This is a genomic window from Candidatus Megaera venefica (assembly GCF_034554655.1).
In the GTDB taxonomy this organism is placed as follows: Bacteria; Pseudomonadota; Alphaproteobacteria; order Rickettsiales; family Rickettsiaceae; genus Megaera_A; species Megaera_A venefica.
The window spans coordinates 1-11959 of sequence record NZ_JARJFB010000042.1; the positions used below are offsets into that span (position 1 = coordinate 1).

11 protein-coding genes and 1 pseudogene are annotated in these 11959 nt (G+C 35.8%); 8 read left to right on the top strand and 4 right to left on the bottom strand.

Annotated elements, in window-relative coordinates:
- The 4 genes and pseudogenes from Megvenef_RS03655 to rpmH form a co-directional block, all read right to left on the bottom strand.
- A pseudogene (locus Megvenef_RS03655) lies at positions 1-1233 on the bottom strand (hypothetical protein); the annotation flags it as partial.
- The gene (locus Megvenef_RS03660; RefSeq protein ID WP_322776640.1) at positions 1163-1873 is read right to left on the bottom strand and encodes a hypothetical protein; all 711 of its coding nucleotides are present in this window, start codon (positions 1871-1873) and stop codon (positions 1163-1165) included. The gene Megvenef_RS03660 and the pseudogene Megvenef_RS03655, both read right to left, overlap by 71 nt.
- 156 nt (positions 1874-2029) lie before the next feature.
- Positions 2030-2386 (bottom strand): ribonuclease P protein component, encoded by a 357-nt coding sequence (rnpA, locus tag Megvenef_RS03665; protein WP_322776641.1) that lies wholly within the window; start codon positions 2384-2386, stop codon positions 2030-2032.
- Positions 2387-2396: 10 nt separating this feature from the next.
- Positions 2397-2531 carry a 50S ribosomal protein L34 gene (rpmH, locus tag Megvenef_RS03670; protein WP_322776642.1) on the bottom strand — a complete coding sequence of 45 codons (135 nt, stop codon included), beginning with the start codon at positions 2529-2531 and terminating at the stop codon, positions 2397-2399.
- 156 nt (positions 2532-2687) lie between these two features.
- Here rpmH and Megvenef_RS09840 point away from each other — a divergent pair, with 156 nt between their 5' ends.
- The 8 genes from Megvenef_RS09840 (at position 2688) to Megvenef_RS03705 (ending at position 11959) form a co-directional block, all read left to right on the top strand.
- Positions 2688-2870, top strand: coding sequence for an HIG1 domain-containing protein (locus Megvenef_RS09840; protein WP_410519756.1), 183 nt, complete (start codon positions 2688-2690; stop codon positions 2868-2870).
- 512 nt (positions 2871-3382) lie between these two features.
- On the top strand, positions 3383-4540 hold the full coding sequence (locus Megvenef_RS03675; protein ID WP_322776643.1) for a cation:dicarboxylate symporter family transporter: 1158 nt from the start codon (positions 3383-3385) through the stop codon (positions 4538-4540).
- Complete coding sequence (locus Megvenef_RS03680) at positions 4537-4950, top strand: HIT domain-containing protein (protein WP_322776644.1); 414 nt, start codon at positions 4537-4539, stop codon at positions 4948-4950. Before Megvenef_RS03675 ends, Megvenef_RS03680 begins: the two co-directional genes overlap by 4 nt.
- A gap of 8 nt (positions 4951-4958) precedes the next feature.
- The gene (locus tag Megvenef_RS03685; RefSeq protein WP_322776645.1) at positions 4959-6146 is read left to right on the top strand and encodes a multidrug effflux MFS transporter; all 1188 of its coding nucleotides are present in this window, start codon (positions 4959-4961) and stop codon (positions 6144-6146) included.
- Between the two features lie 217 nt (positions 6147-6363).
- Positions 6364-6876: an RDD family protein gene (locus tag Megvenef_RS03690; RefSeq protein WP_322776646.1), complete on the top strand. Its 513-nt coding sequence runs from the start codon at positions 6364-6366 to the stop codon at positions 6874-6876.
- 426 nt (positions 6877-7302) lie between these two features.
- Positions 7303-8418, top strand: a complete 1116-nt coding sequence (locus Megvenef_RS03695) for a hypothetical protein (protein ID WP_322776647.1) — start codon at positions 7303-7305, stop codon at positions 8416-8418.
- A 264-nt stretch (positions 8419-8682) separates the two neighbouring features.
- Positions 8683-9612: an AEC family transporter gene (locus Megvenef_RS03700; RefSeq protein WP_322776648.1), complete on the top strand. Its 930-nt coding sequence runs from the start codon at positions 8683-8685 to the stop codon at positions 9610-9612.
- 28 nt (positions 9613-9640) lie between these two features.
- Positions 9641-11959: an NADP-dependent malic enzyme gene (locus tag Megvenef_RS03705; protein ID WP_322776649.1), complete on the top strand. Its 2319-nt coding sequence runs from the start codon at positions 9641-9643 to the stop codon at positions 11957-11959.

Here is an 11959-nt window from a genome sequence, read left to right on the forward strand (position 1 = left end):
ACCACGCCTTGCTTGCATAGCTTGTTCCATTAAGGTCTTTGGGGCGGGAGTCTCTTTTGAAGCGGTATAAGTAAATTCCTCTGAATTTAAAGACGGGGCTTGGCTAACACTTTTTAAATTCTTCAGACCTCCTTCTCTAATTTGAGCAAGTAAGCCACCTGTGTCTTGTACTACAATAGGCTTAAGAGGTGGAGCCTTTGGTTCCTTAACAACAGTTTCCTTTAAAGGCGGCGGCGGTGGTGGTGGCACCCCTCCTCCTATTTCCCTTATTGGAGGGGGCGGTGGTGGTGATACATTCTCAACTTTTACAGGGCCCACCTGTTGTTCTTCAACTTTCGGTGCAATAGGGACTGTTTTTGGCTCTTGTTCCTTTGCCGTAACAAGATCAATTCCGTTAACCACTCTATGTTTCGTTTCCTCGGCAGCTTTACGAATAGCTTCAACTCGCTCAAGGGAAAAGGTCGATCTTTTTTCTACAATGTCTTCTTCCCAACCATCATCATTCTCTCGTTGCTCTCCAGTGTTAAACTCAAATTGATGTTTTAGCAAGTCTGCAACAAGCTTTTCATTATTATCAACCATTGCTGAATAAAGAATATTTTCCTGATCTTTTTTAGGCACCTTATCAAGCAATCTTTGCTCTATAGGTATTTCACTCTCTCCTCCCCCCGATCTCGCTTGAAGAGCACCTTGAAGCACGTTTTGCATACCGCCCGAAGGGATTTCTACCTTTGGCTCCGTAGAAACATGTGCATAATCCTTATGGTTAAGAGACACTTTCTTTTTGTTAGCTTTTGCCAGTAATTCCTTAAACACGTCTCCAACAGGAGGTATATCCTTTTTAGGAGCCACCTTAGGCATACCATCCATTGGCGGCGGAGGTGGTGGCGGTGTTCCTGTTTTATTCATAGGTGGCGGCATACCCCCTACATTTAAGTCAATTGGCATAGGTGGAGGTTTTGGTATACCCCCTACATTCAAGTCAGATGGAGGTGGTGGCGGTTTTGGTATACCCCCTACATTCAAGTCAGATGGCGGTGGTGGCGGTTTTGGTATATCCCCTACATTTAAGTCAGATGGCGGTGGTGGCGGTTTTGGTATATCCCCTACATTTAAGTCAGATGGCGGTGGTGGCGGTTTTGGTATATCCCCTACATTTAAGTCAGTTGGAGACGGTGGAGAAACACTCCCTACACCTAAATCTTTTGGTGGAAGGGGATGGCGGTAGGTCAATTGGAGGTGCCGTAAAACCACCTAACTGCTGAGAACTCATTCCTTTTTGAACAACTTGTTCTGGTTGTGGTATTTCCGGAGCATCCTTCCCCTTTCCTGGAATAGCAAACCTCTCTTGACTCTCGTTACTAATTGCGCTACTTCTAGTCTCTAAACTATTCGAAGCCTGAGCCAGTTTTTGTTCATCTTTTCCCTTAAAGATATTACCTATAAAACTAGCAAAAGTAGAAAAAAATCCTTTTGATACTTTTTCATGCTTCTCTACCCCTTCAGAAAATTCATTTACAGCTCTAGTTATAGCAAAACCAGAAGTTTTTTGGCCAACAGAAGATGAAAGATCAGTTAATCTATCTTTAAGTAATTTTATTTCTGCGAGTTCGGCTTCATTCTCTGCAGTCCTTTTGTTAACATAATCACGAGTAATTTCTCCAGGATTTTGAGGGTCAAAAGCTTTCAATAGCTGCTCTTCGTAATTACGAACCGCCTTTTCTTTCTTGTCTAGCATTTGCATTACATCAAATAGCTTACCACCTGATTTAAATGCCTCCTGTAATCCTGAAGCCCCAGAATTTGTCCTAACCTCTGCTACGTATCCACTTAAATCTTTTCCTAAATTTTGGTATTCATCTAATGATGACATAAAATACCCCCTAAATTTGTAATTTACTTAATTCTAAAGTACATCGGATCAGAATCACAAGTCAATAGAAGGTAAAAAACTCATTAAATAGGGGAGCAAAATTAACTATAATGATAGTTAATTGTGGTATTTTTTCAGGATAAAATTTATGTAAGTTTAGCAGAGCTTAGCAACTGCTCTAAAAAAGTCAGCAGTTAATTTTGAAAAATCATAATTTTCAAAGCCTCGTTTGGGTATAACTATTATTGATTTATTGTCTGTGTTTATATCAGAATTTTTTACAAGTAGTTGGGTTAAATGCCTTATTCTTCTCTTGGCCTTATTACGAACAACAGCCTTTTTAGAGAATTTGCGACTTACTTTCATTCCCAGCATTGTTGGATTAGAAGCTGCCAATTCATCATGAATGATTTTTGTGGAAACTACCAAAATAAAACATGATCCATGTATTTTTGATCCACGCTCATTAACACGATCAAATTCTTTTTGGCTTTTTAAAGAAAGGATATTCACCTTTAAGGGTTTAAGCAGTAAGTTTTTGTCTGCCTTTAGCTCTACGATTTTTTATTACAAGCCTACCACCAACAGTAGCCATTCTAGCTCTAAAGCCATGTCTTCTTTTTCTTACAAGATTACTTGGTTGGAATGTACGTTTCATAACAAACTATTTTTTTATATTATTTATGTGATCAGTTCCGGACAGTTTAATAAAAAACCATTCGATTGTCAACAGCTCAAAGAGTGTAATTATTTAGTAAGCTTGACAAATCCTCCGCATAATACTTTAATAAACACAAAATTAGAACTAAATATTATGATATTCATCATTGTTTTTGCTGCACTTACTACAATAGTTTTGTTATTAGGCTTGCTTTCCATGGCAGCTGGAGAAAAATTCAGTAAAAAATATGGTACAAAATTAATGTCGTTAAGAATCGCAATGCAGTCCATTGCGATTTTATCCTTAGTTTGCGCTTATTTTCTGTGGTCTAATTGATTATAGCTACTTTTGAATTATTAATATCCACAAAAATTGTGGATAACTATGTGAGTAATATGTTTAAATGCAACAATTTTTCTCTAGAGACTCAAGCTTTGCTTAATTTGACTAAAAAATGAGCGCACCCCGGAAACCAGCATGAAGCTTATAAAAGCTAAACTTAAACATAAATTTTTTTACTCTATGGTTTAATCATTTAGCAAAAAACATGGTTTTGTGCATAACTCAAACCTATTTTATCAATTTTAGATTGCTATTTTAACTTATCATCTCAAAACAGACGGTAAATAATCCTCTTTAACTTTATGAATTTATTTGACAAAATAATTCTGTAGTTATAGCATGCCAAAGTAATCTGGTTTTAACACATTTGTTTTTGAGCAAATATAATGATTCAATCAATGCTATTTATTATAACCACAACTACTACCGGTTCTGTCCGGTCAACATTATAGCATTACTCAAATTTTTTCATAATATTCTCTAAACAAACATCAAAGGTTAAAGCCATGTTTCATCAAATGCCCGCAGCGTTGGCAATAATAATATTCACAATAATTGCCTTTGGCAGCTACATACCATTACCATTAGCAGAGATACTCTTTGGTATTAGCTTAACCATTAAATCACTAATTATCTTCTTACTTCCGGTAATAATCTTTAGCTTGCTTTATAAAGCAGCCGCAAACCTTGCTAAGGACGCGTCCAAGATAATCTTAATAATTCTGGGAGGAGTGATAGTTTCTAATTTCATAACCACTTCTTTGAGCCAAGTAATAGGAATGATTATCCATGGCTTTGATTTATCGCTTGCAATACCAAATGAAAATGACACCCTAAAAGGAGATGTATTATTCACAATACCAAACCTAGTACCTAATCACTATGCTATGTTTTCTGGAATTATTGCAGGAATATTATCGGCAAGAATTTTTCCTAAAAAGGCAGAACGCTTCTGCATATTGTTTGAAAAAATCACAACTCAGCTACTTAAAATTATCACTTTAATGATACCCTTGTTTGTTGCTGGCTTTGTAGTAAAACTTCAACATGATGGTGTGATTACTCAGATCCTTAGAGATTACACTTTAATATTTGCAATCATCGCCTTTAGTCAATTTGGATTTATTACATTTATATATTTCATACTCGAGAAATTTAATCTCTCCAGGTCTATTATTTCCATCAAAAATATGATTCCTGCTGCTCTCAGTGGATTTAGTACAATGTCAAGCGCGGCTAGCATGCCCCTAACTATCATAGGTACAGAAAAAAACGCCCAAAACAAAGACCTTGTTCACACAGTCATTCCAGCAACTGTTAACATTCATTTAATCGGGGACTGCATAGCAATACCTTGCTTTGCCTATGCAATATTAAAAAATTATAACCTACCACAACCTGACATATCCACTTATTTCCTATTCACATTTTATTTTGTATTAGCCAAATTCTCTGTTGCTGCAATTCCTGGTGGAGGAATAATCGTTATGCTGCCAATATTGGATAAATATCTAGGATTTAACACAGAAATGCTTTCTTTGATAACAGCTTTATATATTTTATTTGACCCGTTTATTACCAGTGCTAATGTACTGGGGAATGGAGCATTTGCACGAATCATAGATAAACTAGACTTAAGAAAAACAATTCGAGAAAATCAATGACTTTTAAATTAAGTTCAATATTAGAACAGGATAGTATCCTTGTAACTAAGCTCGAACTATGCCAATTACGTCTGATGAACAACTCTGACTTTCCTTGGGTAATACTTGTCCCCGAGCTAATCAATATTGTTGAAATTACGGACTTAAAGCCAAGTGAGTTTGATAAATTAAATTCGGAAATACTCCAAGTAGCTAAAGTGATAAAGTCAGTATTTACTCCAGACAAGTTGAATATTGCAACCCTTGGCAACGTAGTGCCTCAAATGCATATTCATATTGTTGCGAGATTTAAAAATGATAGATTATTTCCTAAGCCAGTTTGGGGACATGAATTTAAACGATACTCCTTAGAGAAATCAAAAGAAATAATACACTCTATAAAAATAGCTATTAATAATATAAACACCTAACATAAATCATGACTAAAAATCTACCATTGTTACTTGTAATATCTCTACTAACATGTTGCGTAGAAGTGGATATTTCTGTACCAAGTTTTCCTGATATTTCAGACCATTTTAATATCTCAGATGGCTTAACCCAAATGACGATAGCCCTAAATTTCTTTGGATTTTTCCTATCTAGCCTATTCTATGGCCCGTTGTCCGACGCTTTTGGCAGACGCAAAATCATGATAATTGGAAATGCAATAATGATGATAGGAGCCTGCGGCTGCTCCCTTTCAACCAGTATAGAATTTTTACTTTTTTCAAGGCTAATTCAAGGAGTTGGGGCTGGAACTTCTGCCGTTGTTGCCTTTGCCATGGTCGCAGACGTTTACAACGCAGAAAAGTCAGCTAAGTTAATTGGCATGATGAATTCAATGATTACAGTTTTTATGTCTGCTGCTCCAATAGCTGGCAGCTTCATTAACAAATCTCTTGGCTGGAGGGGTAACTACACAACAATTGCTTTAATCTCCATTATATCTTGGATAATGTTATATTATTGGTTACCTGAGACAAAGCACGACGTTGAGAAATTTGAACTTCAAAAAATTAGAAAAGACTATACACAGCTTATGTTTAGTAAAGAATTTTTCTATGCATCCATAACCCCAACTTTAGTATATGGAGGTTGGATGAGCTTTGTTGCGTGCGGTTCATTCCTTTATATGGAAACATATAAGCTACCTATTATGTATTACGCTTTGCATCAAGGTTCCATTATTGGCGTATTTTGCATAACTAGTCTTTATTGTGAACAAATAAATAATTTTATTGGTATGAAGAATTCTGTAATTTATGGAACCATACTTGTTATGTTTGGATCAACGCTACTCCTTACTACGTCTATACTGTTTGATAGCGCCCCTTATATGACAACCATTTCTATGACAATTTTTGGTATTGGTGCGGCAACTACCTATCCAGTTATATTTGCTAAATCAATGGACTTATTTCCTCATATCAAAGGCACAGCTTCATCGGCAATTATGGCACTTCGTTCATTAATATGCTCTGTATTCGTTGCCATATCAAGCTACCTCTATTCAGGTAATCTTATTACAGTAGCTGCTATGGTACTACTGGCAGCAGTATTAACGTCATTAGTTACAATAAAGTTGTTGAAACTAATCCAGTTTGATATATTAGCTAAAGTTTAACATGTAGAAAGTACTAATTCTCCAAACGTACATGCACGGTAATATCCAGCTTGACCTGGTATCTTCTTCTGTTGTGGACACGCGTGGGCACCGGAGGCATGTGAAGTATAGTCTGGCGGATTAATATTCAATTTGCAACAAAAACGCAACTAAGAGCGATACTTTTTACCCCCAACTAAATATTACTTAACACTCATTCAAGGATAGAAATCACACTATGAAAAAACAAATCGTCTATTCTAAATTCATTCCTAGAATTTTTGCAATGACAATAGACTTAATCATATTGTCTATTGTGCTCACACCGCTAATGAACTTAATATCCCATTACGTATTTCTGTATTTTTTTAATGACTTTTTTGTTACTTATGGTGTGGATAGTTCTAATAGAGAAGCTTTTTCTACAGCAGTCAGAATGCCAGAGTTTGCAAGTTATCTCACAGCCGGTAGATTCATTTCATATTCAAGCGTACTATTTCTACTAAACACTATCTTCATGGCGGTTTATTTTATTACCTGCTGGAGAAAATTTGGCGCCACCCCTGGCAAAATGTTCATGCGAATGAAAATAGTTGATGCCGACACTATGGAAAGGCCATCTCTTCGCAGTCTAATCAAAAGATTTTTAGGATATATTACTGCCATAATTGGCATTTGGTCCATAGTGTTTAGTAAACGAAGCATGGCTATTCATGATAAAATCGCTAATACTATTGTAATTAAAAGTTAGGGTTAATGTAAGCTGGATGTGGATCACAGCCTAAGCACGAGATGACCGATTATTAGTCATGCCGGGCTTGATCCGGTATCTTCTTATCTACCGTTATTCTGAACTCAGTGAGTTTCGCATGTCTCTTCGGCCAAGTAATCTTCTCCTATCTCATATGATCCTGAAGTAAATTCAGGATCACGGTGCGTACAGCGAGTCCTAGTATAAAACCATACGACTCTATTCCTTATCCATAATTCAGGTTAGCTATTAGTTTTTACACATATCCGTGCCATTTCTTAACGATTAGAGCTAACAAAACTTAGGTTTTTTTATTTGACAAGCTATGCAAAAGTAGTTATTACTTAACATTTCATATAACTTACTAAATATTAGCGCTCGCGTTATAATATTTAATATAAACTAAAATTTAAGGAGAATAACATTATGAAACAGACAAGCAAAAAGAAAGAACTAGATTTTCTTAAGTCATTACCTAGTGCACAACCAAAACAATTAACGCTATCTTTTCCTAATGGATGCACTTCAAATCAAGGAAGTTATAACAATTACCCTATGCCACACAACCCATTAAAGTTGGAATGGGTTAATTTCTTGAAAGAAATCAGCAAAACAAAAAATGGTGACACTTTGACCTTATTTTTAGACTGTAACTATATGAGCTTAAAACATATAGAAACCCTATTAAAAGTAGTTCAGCTAAGTAATTGTAGTGTGAAAGAAATCGCCATGCATAATATAGATGCGCTTTTATCCTATTCTTTAGAGCCATCACTATGCGTAACTTCTAATAAACCAGATTTGCTCAGTTCTAGCCTATCTAATTCTGAAATATTTAAGTCTGCTTTGTCTAAATCCACCTTGTCTCAGTCTGTTATGGTGTCAAATTCTATTTTTGCCCAACTAGCACAAGAAGAACAAGAAGTTCTGGCAAAAAGCCTACCTCTTTTACTAGAAAAAGCTCTTAAAGTTAATTTATCTGATTTACCTTTAGGATCGTCGACATGTGATTTTATGTTCAGTATTCTAAATAACCTAAGATGCAGTGAGTTAGCAATCTCAGCATCAGTACATAATGCCATGGATATGAGTATGATCCCAGATTACTTGAATTTCTTTATATCCCAAAATAAGCACATAGCTAAACTTGATATTTCTAAAATTTGTCAAATTATAGGCACAGATATTTTATCAGAAGCTGTAGTATTAGGGTGCTATAATAACCCAAGAATAGAAGTAAAATACTCAGATGTAATGTATTCTAAAAATAATATACCATTTAACTTTAAATACTATTTTGATTTATCTGAAATTAGAATGGAACCGGTAAAAGAAGACTTTATAAAGTCACTATTACAAGTAGCCAACAAGTTGGCTGCTGACCTAGGATTTCCTAAAGAAATTATAGCTCATATCATGCGTGATTATGTTGATCCATATCATTACATGGAGACAACAAGTATGTTCCAACCTGATGGACAGCATATCACCGCTCTATTAGGATTAGACCATACTACTGATATTGTTGCTGATTTTTCGTAAATTCATAACCTGAGCAATTTATCTTGCTATATTAATAGCATAAGTATGTAATTTTATTTTTGCTTTCATTGTTACCAGTTCATAATTATTTTCTTTCTGAATTATGAGCTGGTAACTTTTATTTTTATTACTAATTAGTAAATTAAGTTCCCATAAAATGTTTAAGAAAAATAAACTTATTGCATCACCGTTCTTGATTTTGTTATACTAAATTGGTATTATCCAACATCTGGGAAGAACCCTATATCTTAATAACAATGCAACATGGATAATGTTTTTCACAGCGTATTGCCAATATTTTTAATCGCATTCTTAGGAAGCGTGATTAGAAGAAAATGGCTAACTTCCGACGAGTTTTGGCGTGGTCTAGAGAAATTATCTTTCTATGTTTTGTTTCCAACAGTCTTATTCGAACATAGTTCAAAAGTGGATTTTACTTCATCAGAATTCCTAAGGTTAACAATTGCACTAGTAGTTGGTAACTTAATTGTAGCCACTGCGCTTATTGTTTATCAAGCAAGAACAAATTACGATAAAATACAATTTACTTCTGTATTCCAAGGAGCGACTCGGTATAATAATTATATCTTTTTCTCAGTTGGCGCAGCCCTGTTTGGCTCAAGCGGGCTTACCATTATCGCTACAATTTCACCTTACTTACTGATCCTGACAAACATTACAGCTATAATGTCTTTTTATTATTATTTACCTAAAGAAGGCAACTTAACTAAAAGAAAAAGTTTAGCTATAATGACTAAATCAATTATGGGAAACCCATTTATATTAGCTAGTTTAGCTGGTTTTATGTTTAATTATTTAGGATTGACCCTAAATCTAGGAATTTATAATACTCTTGAAACTATAGCAGATTCAGCTTTCGCAATTGGCATGCTAATTGTTGGTGCTGGAATAAAATTCAAAATTGAGCCTGAATATTTCAAACAGATAGCTCTGACTAGTGCTGTTAAATTAATAGCCACCCCTATTATAACTTTTATTATATTGTGGTTAATGTCAGTGAGTGGAACGGCAAAATCTGTAGGTATACTCTTCAGTTGCCTACCGTGCGCTACCTCTTCTTATATTCTATCAAGGCAACTTGGAGGGGATCCGGAAACAATGTCTTCAATAATAACATTTACAACCGTCTTTTCAATCTTGTCATTATCAACTCTAGTGTATATCCTAGGCTAAATACGTAACATTAGTTTAGGATAAAACTATGGATAATTCAAAGTCACCCGAATATCTCAAAGCGTTGGAATATCATCAATCTGGCAAACCTGGCAAAATAGCCTTGCGACCAACAAAGCCTCTTGACACTCAGCAAGACTTGGCTCTAGCTTACTCACCGGGCGTTGCTGCTCCGTGCCTTGAGATCCAAAAGAATCCAGATGATATTTATAAATACACAGCCAGAGGTAATACTGTAGCTATTATTTCAAATGGTACAGCGGTCCTGGGGCTTGGAGCAATTGGAGCCGCAGCTTCTAAACCTGTAATGGAAGGAAAAGCCGTATTATTTAAAAAATTTGCTGATATTGATGGTTTTGATGTTCAAGTAGACTGTACTGATCCAGATGAATTTATAAATGTAGTAAAGCATCTCGGATATAGCTGGGGTGGAATCAACCTAGAAGATATTAAAGCGCCAGAATGTTTCATCATAGAAGAAAAATTAAAAGAATACATGGATATACCAGTATTCCACGATGATCAGCATGGAACAGCAATTATAACTGCAGCCGGACTTATAAATGCCGCATTCTTAACTGATCGTAAATTATCAGACCTTAAAATTGTGGTAAATGGCGCTGGAGCTGCTGCAATTGCGTGCATTAACCTAATTATTTCTCTTGGAGCAAATAAAAATAACATCATTTTATGTGATACAAAAGGTGTGATCTACAAAGGACGAACCGATGGTATGAATAAGTGGAAAGAAGCAAAAGCTTCTGACACAAAATGCCGTACTCTTGCAGAGGCAATGGTTGGGGCTAACGTATTTTTAGGTTTATCAGTTAAGGGAGCTGTAACGGCAGAGATGGTCGCATCCATGTCTTCTTCTCCTATCATATTTGCTATGGCCAACCCTGATCCAGAAATTACCCCAGCAGATATTAGATCTGTTCGAGATGATGCAATTATTGCCACAGGCAGATCTGATTATAATAATCAGATTAATAACGTAATGGGCTTTCCTTACATTTTTAGAGGAGCACTTGATGTACGCGCTAAATGTATTAATGAAGAAATGAAAATAGCCGCAGCAACTGCAATAGCAGAGCTCGCAAGACTACCTGTTCCAGGAGAAGTATATAGAGCATACGGTTCCGGGCATAAATCATTTGGTCCGAATTATATTATCCCTGTACCGTTTGATCCAAGATTAATCACCACAATTCCTGTGGCAGTAGCACAGGCTGCAATTGCTTCTGGCGTGACAAAAATTAAAACTTTAGATGTTAAAGCCTACAAAGCAGAATTAGCCAGTAGACTTAACCCTACTTCTTCATATATGCATTTTGTATATGAAAGGATTCAACATTCCGAAATGCAAAGAGTAATATTTGCAGAAGGGGAAGAAGAGGAAGTAATTAAAGCTGCCATGATGATGAGGGATGAACATTATGGTAAGCCTATTATTGTTGGCAGAAGATCAAAAATCGATCCAATCGTTGCAAGTCTAGGTGAAGGCTATAATCTGGAAGGAATAACGGTTATGAACGCTGCTATAAATAAAAATATAGATATATATATTGAATATCTATATCAAAAACTCCAGAGAAAGGGCTACATTTATAGAGACTGCGCAAGGATGGTAAAAACAGATCGTAATGTCTTTGCTGCTTGTATGATTGCATGCGGCGATGCGGATGCTATGGTTACTGGAACAACAAAAAGTTACTTCAATTGTCTAGACGATATATGTAAGGTAATACAACCAAAGCAAAACAAGAGAATTCTTGGATATTCCATCCTATTGTCAAATAAGCATAATGTCATTATTGCTGACAATACCGCATGCGAGTTTCCCCTTGCCCAAGACCTTGTTGAAATTACTATCCAAACTGCACAAGCTGCTAAAATTTTGGGATTTAAACCTAGAGTCGCCGTAGTATCATTCTCCAACTTTGGTAATCCGATGCGTGAAAAAACCAGTAGAGTTCGTGATGCAGTTGCTGTTTTAGATAAAATGGATTTAGATTTCGAGTATGACGGAGAAATGTCCGTAGATGTTGCTTTGAACCCTAATTTACGTAAATTATACCCATTCTGCAAATTAACTGGGCCAGCTAATGTATTGATTATGCCAGGACTTCATTCTGCGGCAATTTCTACTCATTTGTTAGAGGAACTTGCTGGGGGGATATTTATCGGCCCAATTTTAGATGGGTTTGAGTATCCAGTACAAATAGTTGCTATGGGAGCATCGGCAAGTGATATTTTAAAAGTTTCTGCATTTGCAGCAATCGACGCAATAAATGCAAAAAAGGATAAGAAAACTAAGGAACCCAAAAGAGCAATTAACCTAAACTAG